Below are 17,054 nucleotides of genomic sequence, written 5' to 3' on the forward strand. Positions count from 1 at the left end.
GGCTTCGACGTCCTTCGCCGCCTGCAAGGCTGCTTCATACTTCTCCTGTACGGATTCCACTGCTTCCGCAGCTTCGTTCGCCCGGCCCTCTGCAATTTCAATTGCAGCGCGCAGGTTCTGCTTGTCTACCACTGTGAAGCCAAGCTCGATCGTGGTGTCCGCGTTCGGCATAGCCGCGCTGTACACATACTCGGCAACGTCAAAGCTGTCTTCCGCAATGGCCTCGCCGTTCACGGTGACGCCTGCGATCTCGCGGCCTTCCACTCTGGGCGTGAAGGTCAGCTCGAGCGCATCCTCCGCCATCACGACATCTTTATATGCGCCGATCAGGTTGGCGATCGTCTGGCTCTCGCCGTTGATGCTCAGTTCAACGGTGTTCGGGAAGGTGACCGTCAGCATGTGCTCGCTCGGCTCACCATCGACTGTGATGGTGACCGGCGCGGTGTAGAGGTCATACGTCTTATCGTTCATCTGGGAATCCACGCGCAGGGTCACGGTAGCGGTGCCCGCCTTGAGGCCCGTGATGGTGTTGCCGGAAACATTGATGCAATCTTCGCCGTCCAGCACCACGATTTCCGGCGTATCGTAGGTGACAATGTCATGGACGTTCGTTTCGCCGGTTGCCTTCAGGGAGATGGATTCGCCCGTACCGACGGTGTACGCATCCTGCTCCGCTTCAGCGCCAAAGACATAATCCATGGCCCAGTTTGCATAGTTGGTGGTCAGTCCGTTGATGCCGTGGTCGATGGCCCAATCAAAGGCGCTGCGGTTGTTGTAAGTCCACGGCCACAGGGTCATGCCGCGGCCCTGCATCTGCTCCACAAACATCTCGTTGTGGATCGCCGCGTAGGAGGGGTTGAAAGTCGTATTCATCGGCAGGACCTGGTTGAGTGCTTTGCTTACGGTCTCCATGGGGTTGTCTGCATTGACTCTGCCCACGCCGCTGAGGTAGCCGAGGGAAAGGGTCGGCAGCTCTTCCAGTGCAATCGGCACGCTCTTCGCGTTAAAGGTGATCGCGCACACCTGGTCTTCCAGACCATATTCCTTGACCAGATCCAGGGCGGCTTTTTCAATGCCATCCGAGTTATCCTTCAGTTCCAGGAACAGGACGACGTCCTTGCCCTGCATGTATTCCAGCTGCTCGCGGAGCGTGGGGATCTGCTCGCCTGCGAATTCCGGCCCATAGTAGGAGCCCGCATCCAGCAGCTTGATCTGCTCCAGGGTGAGGTCCTTCGGACGGCAGTTCTCACGGGTCACGCCGTTGGTGAACACGCTGTCCGGAATCTTTGTATTGGTGAGGATATCGGTGGTACGGGCGAAGGTATCGTCGTGGAGGATGATGACCTCGCCGTCCTTCGTGAGGTATACGTCGTTTTCAAACATCTGCGCGCCGAAATCTTCAAACGCCATGATATAGCCTGCCATGGTGTTTTCCGGGGCGTTGGCGGGAGTGCCGCGGTGCCCGATGATGAAGGAGCGGCGCGTGATGGTGCGGTCCGTAAAGATCTCCGCAAGGTTGCCCAGCTGCTCCGGCTCGCTGGTGATCACGCCGTTTGCACCGGACTGGATGGCCTTAAACTGGCCAACTACGGTGTCGTCCGAGAGCACCCAGACGGACATCAGGCGGCGCTGCATTTCTTCGACGATCTCCTTCGTCGCAGCGGACTGCCGGATGATAATGTTCTTCGCCTTTGCGACGTTGGTGTTGCCCACCGCCTCATAAGCGTCTTCCAGCGTCAGGGTTTCCTGATCCAAAATCAAGCTTGCGCGGGTGGTGGTCGCCTGATCGCGGAAGGAGCGCAGCAGGTCGCGGTCCGTGCTGGCCACCTGCAAATCGACCAGATTGTTTTCCTCAATATAGGCTGCCAATGCGTTTGCTGCATCCGCATCGTCCAGCTCCAGCAGCAGGATCAGCTTGCCATAGAGCTTGTCGATCACATCTGCCAAGCTGCCCAGGCGGGTTTCGCCGCTGTAGCAGACCAATTCGCCGTCTTCCAGCTCGACCTTGAGCATCACGCTGCTGGTCACGTCGTCGTTGATCAGCGCATCCGCATCGTCCAGGCTGGCGAGGCTGTCTGCAATGACCGTCGGGGCGGATACCAGGTTTTCATTCAAGGTTTTGACCGGCGCATAGCCCTCCATCAGTTGCCCTTCAACGGTGATGGTGACCGGCGCGGTGTAGAGGTCATACGTCTTATCGTTCATCTGGGAATCCACGCGCAGGGTCACGGTAGCGGTGCCCGCCTTGAGGCCCGTGATGGTGTTGCCGGAAACATTGATGCAATCTTCGCCGTCCAGCACCACGATCTCCGGTGTGTCGTAGGTGACAACGTCGTGGATGTTTGTTTCGCCGGTTGCCTTCAGGGAGATGGATTCGCCCGCATTGACGGTGTACGCATCCTGCTCCGCCTCAGCGCCAAAGACATAATCCATGGCCCAGTTTGCATAGTTGGTGGTCAAGCCGTTGATGCCGTGATCGATGGCCCAGTCAAAGGCGCTGCGGTCATTATAGGTCCACGGCCACAGGGTCATGCCGCGGCCCTGCATCTGCTCGATGAACATCTCGTTGTGGATGGCTCCGTAAGAGGGGTTGAAGGTCGTGTTCATGGGCAGGACCTGGTTGAGCGCTTTGCGCACTGTCACCATCGGGTTGTTGGTGTCCACGCTGCCCACGCCGCTGAGGTAGCCGAGGGAAAGGGTCGGCATCCCGTCGAGCGCAATCGGCACGCTCTTCGCGTTAAAGGTAATTGCACACACCTGGTCTTCCAGGCCATATTCCTTGACCAGATCCATGCATGCCTTTTCAATGCCGTCGGAAGCGTCCTTCAGCTCGAGGAACATCACCACATCTTTGCCGATCATGTATTCCAGATGTTCGCGGAGCGTGGGGATCTGCTCGCCTACGAACTCCGGCCCATAGTAGGAGCCAGCGTCCAGCAGTTTGATCTGATCGAGTGTCAGATCCTTCGGGCGGCAGTTCTGGCGGGTCACGCCGTTGGTGAACACGCTGTCCGGAATCTTTGTATTGGTGAGGATATCGGTGGTACGGGCGAAGGTATCGTCGTGGAGGATGATGACCTCGCCGTCCTTCGTGAGGTATACATCGTTTTCAAACATCTGCGCGCCAAAGTCCTCATAGGCCATGATAAAGCTCGCCATGGTGTTCTCCGGTGCGTTGCCGGGGGTGCCGCGGTGCCCGATGATGAAGGAGCGGCGCGTGATGGTGCGGCCGGTAAAGATCTCCGCAAGGTTGCCGAGCTGCTCCGGCTCGCCGGTGATCACGCCGTTTGCACCGGACTGGATGGCCTTAAACTGGCCAACTACGGTGTCGTCCGAGAGCACCCAGACGGACATCAGGCGGCGCTGCATTTCTTCGACGATCTCCTTCGTCGCAGCGGACTGGCGGATGATGATGTTCTTTGCCTTTGCAATGTTGGTGTTGCCCACCGCCTCATAAGCGTCTTCCAGCGTCAGAGTTTCCTGATCCAAAATCAAGCTTGCGCGGGTGGTGGTTGCCTGGTCGCGGAAGGAGCGCAGCAGGTCGCGGTCCGTGCTGGCCACCTGCAAATCTTCCAGCTTGTTCTCGTCGATATAGGCTGCCAATGCGTTTGCCGTATCCGCATCGTCCAGCTCCAGCAGCAGGATCAGCTTGCCATAGAGCTTGTCGATCACATCTGCGAAGCTGCCCAGGCGGGTTTCGCCGCTGTAGCAGACCAATTCGCCGTCTTCCAACTCGACCTTGAGCATCACGCTGCTGGTCACGTCGTCGTTGATCAGCGCATCCGCATCGTCCAGGCTGGCGAGGCTGTCCACAATGACCGTCGGGGCGGATACCAGGTTTTCATTCAAGGTTTTGACCTGTGCATAATTGTTTTCCGGCTTCGGGAGCTCCGGCAGCGGTTCCGGATTCAGACGGACCGTCAGGTTGTCGAAGCGCACCGTCACATTGTTGGACTGCAGGCCGATGTCGCCCGCAGTAAGGTCGGTTGCCTTGTCCGTAAAGATCAGCTCTTCGCCGTCGATCCACTGCTTCACGCGCTCGCCGGTGATGGTGAGCTTCAGGTGATGCGTGGCGCCGTATTCCATCTTCTCGTCAAAGGATGCGGTTTCACGGACATCCCAGGAACCGCTGGCCGTCATGACGGCAAACTCCACGCCGTTCGTCGCGGTGGAATCCTGGCGCACGGCAAACTGGTAATACGGACGGTCCTCGTTCTGGATGCGGTACATGATCGAGGCCCAGCGCGCGGAGTCGCTTGCCGCCATAAAGGTCATATCCGCCTCGATGGTGTAGTCCGTCACGCCTTCCGGCATGGGGACGATAAAGCGGGTGCTTGGCTGCATTTCCAGGAAATGGTTGCCGCCCTCTTCCTTGATTTCGTATCCGCCGCCGATCTGTTTCCAATCCGCCGGCAGGGTTCCGTCTTCAAAGTCAACGTTCATGAACACGTCGTCGGTTTCATCCGCACGCACCCAAACCAGGATGCTGTCGGACGCGCCGTCGATCGTCGCGGTTACGGTGGCGACGCCTTCGCCAACGCCGACGAACTGCCCATTCTCAATTTTTACTACAGACTCGTCGGAGGAGGCCAGGGCCATCCCTTCGGAGTCGCCGGAGAGGACCTGATTTTCCAGGAGCTCATCCACAGCGTCGAACTTCAGCGCGGATACCGGGACGCTCTGCCCGACCACGCCTGTATAGATGCTCTGCTTATCCTGTACATGCAGTTCCGTGATCGCCGGTTCCCGGTCGGACGGGGTGACCTCGATCTCCTTTGTGAACAAGCGGTTCGCCACGATCACCGAGATGGTGGCCTTGCCGGTGTTCAGGGAGCGGATGGTGCCATCCTCCAGGATGCGCAGCACGGCCGGGTCGCTGGAATAGACCTTTGCGTCCTTCCTGTCCACTGCGATGGTCGCGCCATTGGAGCACGCCGCAGAGATTTCCATCTCCGGCAGGACCGAAAGCTGCTCGATGCTGTCCGGCAGGCCCTCCACGTTGAGCGTGTCGATGTCCAGGCGGCGGATGACGAGGTTGTCAAACGTGGCTTTCATCTGGTCCACCTGCAAGCCGAAGCGGCCGCGCGCCTGCAAATCGCTCTCCATGGTGGCCGGGCGGGAGGTTCCCAGGTGCTCATAGGTATTGACACTGTGGTCAAAGCGCTCTTCCTCTTTCGAGCCGGTGCGCACATGGGTGAGGTTCTGGCCCAGCGCCGCGATCGAGAGATGGTACGTATCGCCAACCGTCAGCGCCTGGGCCTCGCTGGTGCCGTTCGTGTTGACAAACGCAGTGGGCCAGGTGTTGTCTGCGCCCTTCATGGAGATCTCTCCCGCACCGTTCAGGCGGTTTGTGAAATGGTAGTATCCAAAGCCGTTGTCCTGCGGGGCGCGGTAGAAGGCGGAAAGCCAACGGCCCGTATTGACCGCGTCCTCAAAGGTGACGTCCAGGTCATAGGTGAAGTTATCGCCCAGGGCGGGGAGGGCGATGCGGCGCTCGATTTCCCCGCTGCGGGAGAAGTCGGCCACAAGCTTGCCGTCCTGCACGGACCAGCCGGTCTCCTGGCCTTCCGCCGGGGCAAAGCCCTCCGGCAGTTCCCCGTTCGCTACATCGTCAAAATTCTGCTGGTAGATGACGCCGTCGTCGGTGTTTTCCACCACTTCGGTGGAAAGGCTCATATTGCCAAACCCGGCGGTGTCGTTCCAGAAGCTGGTGCGGTCATTGGTCTCCCAGAGCAGATAATCCACTTCGCCGGAACCATGGGAGGCGTTTTTGTTATCCACACCGATGTCAAATCCAAAGTCCTTTTGCAGATAGGGGTCGATCCCCAGGCTGTCCCACGGCACTGCAATTTCCGCGGTCCAGCCGTTGTCCGTATCGGACGTGGCAGCCAGGATGTTGCGGCTCAGTTCTTCACGGGCTTCCTGCGAGGCAACGACGCCGCCGCCAAAGAGGATATAGGGGTCAAACGCGTCGTCGGGATTGTAGCCGACGCCGATCTGCCAGTCGCTCTCCGTATAGGGAGAACTCTTGTGGTTGGTCTTGTCGAAGAACAGGTTGACCACGTCGCCCTCCATCCAGGCGCTGCCTGCGATGCGGTCGGTATCGTTTTCCACCTGTACCGCGACATACAGATACTGATAATCCCACAGGACGTCAAACGACGCGCTGTGCTCCGTCCCACCCTGCAGAGGCTTTTCCATCGCATGCTGCATGGACCAGACGGAGTCGCCCAACTGCCCGTCGATGACCGGCATAGCGCTGACCATCCGGGGCTCCAACTGGGCGGTCTCCTGCTGGGCTGCATACGCCACCGGCAGGCCGCCCATCGCAGCCGTTATCTGGGTGGCCGCCAGCAGGGCGCAGAGTGCCTTTTTCACATTCATTCGGTTCCCTCCAAATCTTACTGTATCGTTTGCCTACATTCGTACGAAAGAAAGCCTACAACATCTCTGTTGGAAGGAAATAAAAACCATGTTAATTTTCATTTAATTGTTATTGTAAAAAATTTTACATAAAGTTGTCGAATTAGCCTTCCTATCGCGGAAGGATATTCGTTATTATGCCTAATAATCAGTCGCGTCATATTGGATTGTTTCGGCATCCTCCCGAGGACACCGGCGCAGGCCAGGCTGCTTCCCGGCAACGCCCGCCGGGCAAAACGAAAAGGGGCGCGGCCCCGCCGCCCGGTTTTCCCGGGAAACAGCGGGGCCGCGCCCCTTTTCGATCCGATGGTTTTCTCTGCACCTCGCCCAGAGCGGCGAAGCGGGTTAATCCAGCTCCAACGCACCTGTATACAACTGATAATAGGTGCCCTTGAGCTTGATCAGGTCTTCGTGGGTGCCGCGCTCGATGATGCGGCCGTGATCCAAAACCATGATCGCGTCGGCATTCTGCACGGTGGACAGGCGGTGCGCAATGACAAAGGTCGTGCGTCCAGTCATCAAGGCATCCATGCCGCGCTGCACAATCGCCTCGGTGTGGGTGTCGATCGAACTCGTCGCCTCGTCCAAAATCATGACAGGCGGGTCGGCGACCGCCGCGCGGGCAATGGCCAGCAGCTGGCGCTGGCCCTGGCTGAGGTTCGCGCCGTTGCCGGTCAGCATGGTGTTATAGCCTTCGGGCAAGCGGCGGATGAAGTCGTCCGCACCGGCCAGCTTCGCGGCCGCGATGCACTCGTCGTCGTGGGCGTTGAGGTTGCCGTAGCGGATGTTTTCCATCACGGTGCCGGTGAAGAGGTTGGTATCCTGCAACACGATGCCGAGGCTGTGGCGCAGGTCCGCCTTCTTGATCTTATTGATATTGATATCGTCGTAGCGGATCTTGCCATCCGCGATGTCGTAGAAGCGGTTGATCAGGTTGGTGATCGTCGTCTTCCCTGCGCCGGTCGACCCAACAAAGGCGACCTTCTGGCCCGGCTTTGCATACAGCGAGATGTTATGCAGCACCGTCTTGCCCGGCTCATAGGCAAAGTCGACGTCGTAGAAGCGGACGTCGCCGCGCATGCGTGTGTAGGTGACCGTGCCGTCGTGGTGGGGATGCTTCCACGCCCAGACGTTGGTGCGCTCCGGGTATTCCTCCAGGGTGCCGTCGGCGTTCTCACGGGCGTTGACCAGCGTGACATAGCCGTCGTCGGTCTCGGGTTCCTCGTCCAGCAGGGCGAAGATGCGGTGCGCACCGGCCAGGCCCATAACGACCATGTTGACCTGGTTGGACACCTGGCCGATGGCGCCGGCAAACTGCTTGGTCATGTTCAGGAAGGGCACGACAATGCTGATGCTGAATGCCATGCCGGAAATGCTGAAGTTGGGCGCGCCGTTCAACAGCAGGGCGCCGCCCACCAGCGCGACAATCACATACATAACATTGCCGATGTTTGCCAACAGCGGCATCAGGATATTCGCATAGCGGTGGGCCTTTTCCGCGTTGCCAAACAACTCGTCGTTGACCTTATCGAAATCCTCTTTGGCGCCTTCCTCATGGCAGAAGACCTTGATGACCTTCTGGCCGTTCATCATTTCCTCCATAAAGCCCTCGGTGCGGGCGATGGCTTCCTGCTGCTTGAGGAAGTAGCGGGAGGAATGGCCGCTGACGTAGCGGGTGACGAAAAACATGATGATGACGCCCGCAACGACGACCAGGGCCAGCCAAATGCTGTAATAGACCATGATGCCGAAAACGGTCAGCAACGTAATCGCGGAGATCAAGGTCTGCGGGAAGCTCTGGCTGATCATCTGGCGCAACGTATCGATATCGTTGGTGTAGTAACTCATGATATCGCCGTGGTTATGGGTATCGAAATAGCGGATGGGAAGGTCCTGCATATGGTCAAACATCTTTTCACGCAGCTTGGCCAAGGTTCCCTGGGTGATCGTAGCCATCATCTGGGTGTACAATACACCGGCAATCAAACTGATGATATACATGGTAACCAAAATTGCCAGCAGGCTGAAAATACGGCCCGAAGCCGAAGCCCAGTCACCGGTCTGGAAGGTATCCTCCACAACGGCGATGACGTTCTGCATAAAGACGGAAGGCATGGAGCTGACGACTGCGTTGATAATAATGCAGACCAGCGTGAGCGGCAGCATCACTGGGAAAAAGCGGAAGATGGTGCGGACCAAGCGGCGGAACACGCCCTTTGGCGCGCGGCGGCCCCGTGCAGTGCTGGTGTTATTGGGCATCCTTCTCACCTCCTGCTCTGTTCTGCGAACGATAGATGTCTCGGTAAACCTCATTGGTTGCCATCAGTTCCTCGTGGTTGCCGATAGCCTTGATGCAGCCGCCTTCCATAACAATAATGCGGTCGGCATCCTGCACGCTGGCAACACGCTGGGCGATGATGATCTTGGTGGTCTCCGGGATAAACTCGCGGAAGCCTTTGCGGATCAGCGCATCCGTACGGGTATCGACAGCGCTGGTGGAATCGTCCAGGATTAAGATCTTGGGCTTTTTCAGAAGCGCGCGGGCGATGCACAAACGCTGCTTCTGGCCGCCGGATACGTTCGTACCGCCCTGTTCGATCCATGTATCGTATTTATCGGGGAACTGCTGGATGAACTCGTCGGCCTGGGCCAAACGGCAGGCCTCTTCCATCTCGGCGTCGGTGGCGTTGGGGTTGCCCCAGCGCAGGTTGTCTTTGATCGTGCCGGAGAACAGGACGTTCTTTTGCAGCACCACAGCCACCTGGTTGCGCAGGGCCTCCAGGTCGTACTTGCGCACGTCAACGCCGCCAACGCGGACGCTGCCTTCGGTCACGTCATATAGGCGGGGGATCAGCTGGACCAGGGACGACTTGGACGAACCGGTGCCGCCCAAGATGCCGATGACCTCGCCCGACTTGATGTGCAGGTTGATATCGGCCAGCGCCATGCGGTCGGCCTTTTCAGAATACTTAAAGCTGACGTTGTCGAAATCGACAGACCCGTCCTTGACCTCGGTCAGAGCGTTTTCCGGGCTTCTCAACGAGCTTTCTTCGCTGAGCACCTCAACGATACGTTCGGCGGATTCAATCGACATGGTGATCATAACAAACACCATGGAGAGCATCATCAAGCTCATCAAAATCTGGAAGCTGTACGTCAGCATAGAGGACATCTGGCCAACATTGAGGGCCAGGCCACGGCTGGTGATAACGGCGTAAGAACCGTAGGACAACACAAAGACCATGCCGGCATAGACGCAGAACTGCATCATGGGGTTGTTGATGGCCATAATCCGCTCGGCGCGGGTGAAATCCTTCCGGACGTCTTCGGCCGCAACACCGAACTTTTTCTTCTCATAGTCCTCGCGCACATAGGACTTCACGACGCGCATGGCCTGTACATTCTCCTGAACCGAATCGTTCAGCGCGTCGTACTTGCGGAAGACGCGGCGGAACAGCGGCGTCACGGCGCGGATGACCAGCACCAAGCCGATGGCCAGCAGAGGGATGGTGACCAGGAAGATCATGGCCAGGCGCCCGCCCATGATAAAGCCCATGGCGAACGAGAAGATCAGCATCAACGGGCAGCGGATGGCGATGCGGATAATCATCATATAGGCCATCTGCACGTTGGTGATGTCGGTCGTCAGACGGGTAACCAGGCTGGACACCGAGAATTTGTCGATGTTTTGGAACGAATAATCCTGAATTTTGTAGAACATATCTTTGCGCAGATTACGCGCAAAACCGGCCGATGCGGTCGCACAGGTCGAACCGGCCAATCCGCCGAAGATCAGCGAAACAATCGCCATGATGATCAGTGCCAGGCCATACTTGACAATGACGTCCATGGAGCAGCCGGCCTGCATCTGGTTGACCAGATTGGCGATCACGAAGGGGATCGCGCATTCCAAGATGACCTCCACTGTGACCAGCAGAGGCGTCAGAATGGAAGCCTTTTTGTACTCGCGGATACTGCGGGCCAAGACTTTTATCATTTTAGACATTCCTCCTTTTCCCTTGTTCGGATGTGTCAAGTTGTACGTCTGTTTGTTGTGGTTACGAACTTTTTCTTTCCTTAGTGCGTTGTGTCGGCGGGTGGGCAAGAAACGGTTTGATTCTCCCAGTTGTCCAGATTCCGCGACATCTGCGCTGCCATTTCTTTAAACAGCTGCACCTGTCCGTCTGAAAGCCCCCGTGTCAACATGCGTTCCGTCTCACGCAGGCACGCGCGCACCTGGGCGTCCAATTCCGCTGCACGTTCGGTTGGGACCAAGCTTTTCAGCCGGGCGTCGCTGGCAACGCTTTCCCGCCGGATAATGCCCTTTTTCTCCATCAACTGTAAAATACCCGTTGCTGTCGAACGGCTGAGACTAAACACTCTTTCCACGTCGCGCTGAAAGACCGGGGTTTCTTGGTAATGGGCCAGAATATAGTAGATTACCCGGCTTTGTACTGCCGTAATGTCCAGATCCCACAGCGTTGCATTCAGGCGCTTCTTGACTTTGTGCGACAGCAGGTTGATCCATGCGCCGCAGTCCTTTTCCACTTCCGTCTCACAACCTTTCGCAAAACCTTCCATTTATTTAGTTTGGACACGAACAATATAGTACCCCATTTTTTTTATGATGTCAACCCCTCAAATCCGAATATTTTATACAAGGTTTCAAGCAAAATCCGGGTGGTTTTCTCTCTTTTTCATGCCCATCCGTTAAAAGTAGGGGTTTCCCTAAGTCTGGGAGAAAAGACGATCGCCAAACGTTTTAATAGGCTCAAAATGTCCACTTCGGTACAAATTATTTTACCGCTTCAATTGGGTTAACATCCCTTTCGACCCAAAGGCACACAGTGCCTTTCGCGGACCTCCGGTCGGGACGCAGGCACACAGTGCCTCTCGCGCCTACGGCGTTCCCTACGAAAGCAAACTGCGAAGAGTTTGTTTTCCGCTCCACAGGGGGAAGCCCCACAGAAGCAAGGGAAAAACCTCCTAAAGACAGGAATCCATCCTTCCGCATCAGCTGTGAAAAAGAAAAGCATTGAATGATAGAAAAGGCCCCAACCCTGGGAACTCCCTGGGTTGGGGCCTCGTTGCTTAGAGGGAAGCTACCTTCCCTTTTATTTTAGATTAGCCAATGGTTACCGTGCAATGCTTGACCGCGTTCTGGCCCGGCAGGGTGGTGTAAACGCCCGTGCTCTGGCCCGGCGTGCCGATGGCATAGACTCTGTAGTAGGAATCGTTGCCAATCTTCGCCACAAACTGCGTCTTGAGCACATCGCCGTTGCCGACCGTAAAGCTCGGCGTCATGGCGTTGCCGTTCACGACCGTCATCTTGAAGCAGTATGCGCTGCCTCTCTTCAAGGTGAAGTTGACCGTCGTATCGGAAACCACATACGCATTCGCTGCCACGCTCTGGCTTGCAGATACAACGCCCGCTGCGCCGTATGCGTTGCCGACGTTGGCAGACGTGCTGCCCTTCGAGCTCGTGGAAGTGCTCTTCTCGACCAAGCCGTCGATGCTGTTCTCCAACGCCTCGACTGCGTCTGCAACCTCTTCCTCGGTCGCTTCTGCGTCGTTCAGGACTGCCTTCGCGGTGCTCAATGCGGCCTTCATCGTTGCTACGCTCTTTGCCGTGTACTTATTGGTGTTGATCGCTTCGGCTTCCCCGATCAATGCTTCCAGAGCATCCTTATCCGGGATCAGGCGCAGGGCGGAGATCGCCGCTGCCAAATCTTCTGCTGCGGTGTCCACCGCATCCTGCGTTGCGTTTGCATCTTCCAGCACGGTCTTTGCTTCGGCCAGGACGGTCTCAAAGCTCGTCCATGCGTCGTTCTGGATGTACTGGTCTGCATTTTCGACAATGCCGTCGCCCTTGAGGACCAGCGCTTCCAGCTCGCTGATGTCTGCGCGGTAGACCAAGCCATAGATGGCGTCATACAGCGCATCCACCGCTGCGGTGATGTCCGCTTCCAGGACTTCTTCATCGTCCAGCAGGTCTTCCGCCGCCGCATACGCTTCGTCCAGCGCTTTCAGGCTGTCCGGCGTAAACAGGTCGCGGTTGATGGTCTCTGCGATCTCCATCGGGATCTCCAGCTGGCTCTTGTCGCCTGCAACAAAGCTCAGGTAATGCAGCGCGTCGATCAAGTCGCTCCATGCGGTGTTGATCTCGTCCTGCGTTGCGGTCTTCTTTGCCTCGACGTCCTTCGCCGCCTGCAGGGCTGCTTCATACTTCTCCCGTACGGATTCCACTGCTTCCGCAGCTTCGTCCGCCCGGCCGTCTGCGATCTCGATGGTCGCGCGCAGGTTCTGCTTGTCTACCACTGTGAAGCCAAGCTCAATCGTCGTGTCCGCGTTCGGCATGGCCGCGCTGTACACATACTCGGCAGCGTCAAAGCTGTCTTCCGCAATGGCTTCGCTGTTCACGGTGACGCCTGCGATCTCGCGGCCTTCCACTCTCGGTGCAAAGGTCAGGTCAAGGGCATCTCCGCCCATCACATTGGCTGTGTATTTGCCAAGCAGGTTTGCAATCGTCTGGCTCTCGCCGCCCACGCTCAGTTCCACTGTTGCCGGGAAGGTAACGGTGAGTGCATGTTCGGTTGCCAGCTCGCCGGTGCGCTCGAACAGCAGCCAGTTGAGGTTGGAGCCGCTCTCGGTCCATTCAATCCGCATGGTGTGCTCGCCAGCCTCGAGGTTGATCTGCTGCGGGCCCTGGGTTACCCAGTTCTGATATGCGCCCGTGTTAGGCACGTCAAAGCTTGCAACCGTCTCGCCGTCCACCAGCACGTTAAACGCACCGGAACCGGCCGAAGATGCCGTACGTGCGGAGAGGTTGTAGCTGCCCGACGTCAAAACATTGATGTGGTATTCCGCCCACGCGCCTGCATCGCAGTAGCCGAGGTTGTTGCCGCCGCCGTCATCTTTCGTTGCCTCTGCTTTTACCGTCTGCGACCATAGGATGTTTTCTGCCGCCTTGAAGGTCGTATTGTCGCCGATATCTACGGTAATCGGGTTGACGATCTTATTCTGGAACGTGTTGACCTTCATAACCAGGTTCATCAGTCTCTCTGCGCTTCTCTCAAGGTCGTCGCGGGTGATGAAGCCCCGGTCAAGCGCGTTCTGCAGCGTGGACGGGGAACCGCTGGACATCTTGACGTCGTTGCCCGCCTTCAGCTCGAAGGCGTGGTTGGAGTTGTTGCCCCAGTCGGTTTCTACCAGGCCGTTGAAGCCCCACTCGCCGCGCAGGATGTCCGTGAGCAGCTCGGAGTTCTCAGACGTTTCAATGCCGTTGATCAGGTTGTAAGAGGACATGATCGTCCACGGATCGGCCTCTTTTACTGCAATCTCAAAGCCCTTGAGATAGATTTCGCGCAGTGCACGCTCCGATGCGCGGGAGTCGCTGCTGGAGCGGTTCGTCTCTTTGTTGTTCGCCGCAAAGTGCTTCAGGGAGATGGCGACGTCTTCGGACTGGCAGCCCTTTGTGAGCGCCGCAGCCATCTTGCCTGCCACCAGCGGATCTTCGGAATAATACTCGAAGTTACGTCCGCAGAGCGGGTCTCTGTGGATGTTCATGCCGGGTGCGAGCCAAATGTCGATGCCATTGGTGCGCGCTTCCACAGCGGCCGCCTTGCCGACCTTTTCTACAAGCTCAACGTCCCAAGTGCATGCCTGCAATGTGCCGATCGGCCATGCGGTGCAGTTGACGCCGATGCGGATGCCCTGCGGGCCGTCTGCCGTCATGATATTCGGGATGCCATATTCCATCAGGTTGCCCATGCCGCCGGTGTTCGCAACGCCGGTGTTCGGCTGGCCGCCCATCATGTTGATCAACTGTTCGTCCGTGAGCTGGTCGAGGAACTCGTCCATCGTCGCATTGCCCTCATACACGTCCAGCAGCATGATCTTGTCGTCTTCTTCCGGCTCTTCGCTGGCCGCGTTCACAGTAACTGCTTTTGCACGCATTGCGGTGGGCGCGATAGCGGTAGAAGGTCCGGCTGTCTCGTCAACCTTCGTAAAGGTGATGTAGTCAATGTTCGGGTATTTATCCTTTACCGAGCAAGTAAACTTCAAGACGCACTGGCCTTGCGGCAGCGTAACGGTGACCGGGCCAATATCCTCGAAGTTGTACCACTCGCTCGCCCCACTGCCGTCGCCGGTCTGCGGAACGGTGAGGGTATCGCCCTCCACGGCAGTGCCGTCCACATCGACACCTACATCCCAGTCAAAGCCTGCGCGGCCATTCGCCACATTGAAGTACAGGTCATATTCGCCGGCCTCTTCCACGTCCAGGTAATAGGAAACCCAGTTGCCCGCATAGTTCATATAGGCAAGGCACACGCCGTTATAATCGCCTACTGTGAAGCTTTCGGTGCGGACAGCGGTAGAGCTTCCGCCGGTGAAGTCGTAGTTTTCGGCCTCGATCTGGGTCGGTTCCGTTGCGGAAATCTTCTGGCGGACCGAAATCTCTCCCTCCGCCTTTTCGAAGACCATGTAATCGTAGTTCGGGTTGTTGCCGTTTGCTACCAGGCGCAGGGTATGCGTCCCCGCCGGCAGGTAGACATAGAACGGCTCTGCATCTGCAAAGTTGTACCATTCGCTCTTTCCACTTCCGTCGCCGGTCTGCGGTGCGTTGAAATGGATGCCCGGCTGCGCTTCATCATCCACCAGCACGGTAAAGCAGTTGCTCAGATCCGCGTTGCCGTTCGCATAGCGCATCATGACCGAATAATAACCGGCCTCTTCCACCGTGATCTCATATTCGGCATATTTGCCCACCGCATTCATCATGGCGATGCAGCTCAAGCGCTCAAAATTGTCGTCGTAGAAGCCCTCGACCGTCACATCGCCGCCGATCATGGCTTCGCTCTGTACGACCGTCTGGCCTTCCGCCGCGATCGTGTGGTGCGGATCGAATCCCGGCGCCACTTCAATCTCGTGGTATTTCCCGTCCGCCATCAGCCGCTCTGGCAGCTGCGTCGGCGCCAGCTTTTCGGTCAGCTGCTCTGTGACGGTCGTCTCTGCGACATTGTATGTGCCGCGCACACCCTGCTCGCCCGCATTTTTGATGGAATCACCGACATAGATGTCATAGTCGCCCGCTTCCATCACATAGGCGGATTTGTGTCCGGTTTCTCCGATGTCGTCATAGCTCGACATATCGGAGATTGCGAAGGACATTTCCAGCGTTTCGGACTCGCCCGGCTCGAGCAGGTCCGTCTTATCGAACGCTGCCAGCTCTTTAGCGGGCTTGCTCATCTTTGCTTCGCCCTCGCCTGCCTGCGGCGCGCTGAAATACACCTGTACAACCTCTTTGCCGGCCACGTCGCCGGTGTTTGTCACGGTTGCCGAAACATTGGCGGTGCCCGTGAGGGCGTCGCCATCAAAGTCTACGGTGACCTCCGAAATTTTGAAATCCGTGTAAGACAGGCCGTAGCCAAACGGATAATTGACCTTCTCGTAATCCGGGTCAAAGGTCTCAAAATACCGGTAGCCCACATAGATGTCTTCCGTGTAATTTACATAGCTGGTCGATTCGTTGAACGTCTTCGAGCTCGGGTAATCCTCATACGATTTGGCCCACGTATCAACCAGTTTGCCGGAGGGGTTCACGTCGCCCACAAGGATATCGGCGGTAGCAAGTCCGCCCTCCATACCGGCCTGCCAACCTACCAGCACAGCATCCACGCCCGGGATGTCGTTGATCCAGCTGGTATCTGTCACAGCGCCAACGTTCAGCACAACGATGACCTTGTCAAATTTTGCCGCCACGCGGGTAATGAGTTCTTCTTCGGCATCGCTGAGGTAGTAGTCGCCCTTGGTCGCAGAACGGTCACTGCCTTCCGAAGAGTAGCGGCCGATGGTCACAACTGCGGTGTTGGCTTCTGCCGACGCCGCATCCATCATCTCGTCCGTGACATTGATCTGCGCGTCATTTGTGATGCCGTTCGTCGTCACCTGCTCGGTGTAGAAATCCACCAGAGGCTGGTACAGGAAAATCTTCCCTTCCTCCTCTTTGATCTGCATCCCTTGCAGGATATTGCGGGTGTAGTCCACATTCGTTGCACCGGAACCGCCGCCGCCGCGCGTGTAGTCAATCATAGCACGGCCGAACATCGCTACCGTCGTGCCTTGTTGCACTGGCAAAGCTTCGTCCCTATTTTCCAGCAAGACCATACCGTCAGCAGCAACCTGCCGGGAAAGCTCAATATTTCCCTCGGCAGATTCTGCGCTAGCGGTAATGCTCATAGCAGGGATCGTCGTTGCAACCATTGCAGCCGAAAGAACCGCTGAAAGCACTCGTTTGCTTACGCCTTTTCTTCTCCGACTCATTTTCTGACCTCCATCTCTTTTTTAGAGTTTTTCATAAATTGTGCGGATCTGATGCAGCGCTCCCCCCCTCTATTTGCTTTGTACGGAGAATCCCTCCGCCGGTATAAACAGCACGCCGCACAACGTGCTTTAGGTATTTCAATATAATATCGTATCGGACGAACGATTCATTCTATGTATAATCGTAATATAATTTATCATTTGTGTCAATACATATATGTATTTTATGCAAAAATTTTCCTTGCTTTAACAAGCGCAATTGATACAGACGGACTTACGGGCAAAAGGGGGAAACTCTCCCAATAAAG

At 57.0% G+C, this 17,054-nt stretch carries 5 protein-coding genes; all 5 read right to left on the reverse strand.

The annotated features are described in order from the left end of the window. Positions 1 to 6,384: glycerophosphodiester phosphodiesterase family protein (locus I2G69_RS13715; RefSeq protein ID WP_195560963.1), on the reverse strand; the 6,384-nt coding region annotated here is incomplete at its 3' end. A gap of 384 nt (positions 6,385 to 6,768) precedes the next feature. Next, positions 6,769 to 8,682, reverse strand: coding sequence for an ABC transporter ATP-binding protein (locus I2G69_RS13720; RefSeq protein ID WP_087235285.1), 1,914 nt, complete (start codon positions 8,680 to 8,682; stop codon positions 6,769 to 6,771). Further along, a complete protein-coding gene (locus tag I2G69_RS13725; RefSeq protein WP_191406003.1) occupies positions 8,672 to 10,420 on the reverse strand; it encodes an ABC transporter ATP-binding protein in 1,749 nt (582 codons plus the stop codon). The genes I2G69_RS13720 and I2G69_RS13725 overlap by 11 nt, the downstream gene beginning before the upstream one ends. An 80-nt stretch (positions 10,421 to 10,500) precedes the next feature. Then, positions 10,501 to 10,971, reverse strand: coding sequence for a MarR family winged helix-turn-helix transcriptional regulator (locus tag I2G69_RS13730; protein ID WP_172749780.1), 471 nt, complete (start codon positions 10,969 to 10,971; stop codon positions 10,501 to 10,503). A gap of 576 nt (positions 10,972 to 11,547) precedes the next feature. After that, positions 11,548 to 16,746 carry a glycoside hydrolase family 3 C-terminal domain-containing protein gene (locus I2G69_RS14485; protein WP_195560964.1) on the reverse strand — a complete coding sequence of 1,733 codons (5,199 nt, stop codon included), beginning with the start codon at positions 16,744 to 16,746 and terminating at the stop codon, positions 11,548 to 11,550. Positions 16,747 to 17,054: the final 308 nt, after the last annotated feature.

Source organism: Anaeromassilibacillus sp. D41t1_190614_C2 (genome assembly GCF_015558525.1).
Lineage (GTDB): Bacteria > Bacillota > Clostridia > Oscillospirales > Acutalibacteraceae > Anaeromassilibacillus > Anaeromassilibacillus stercoravium.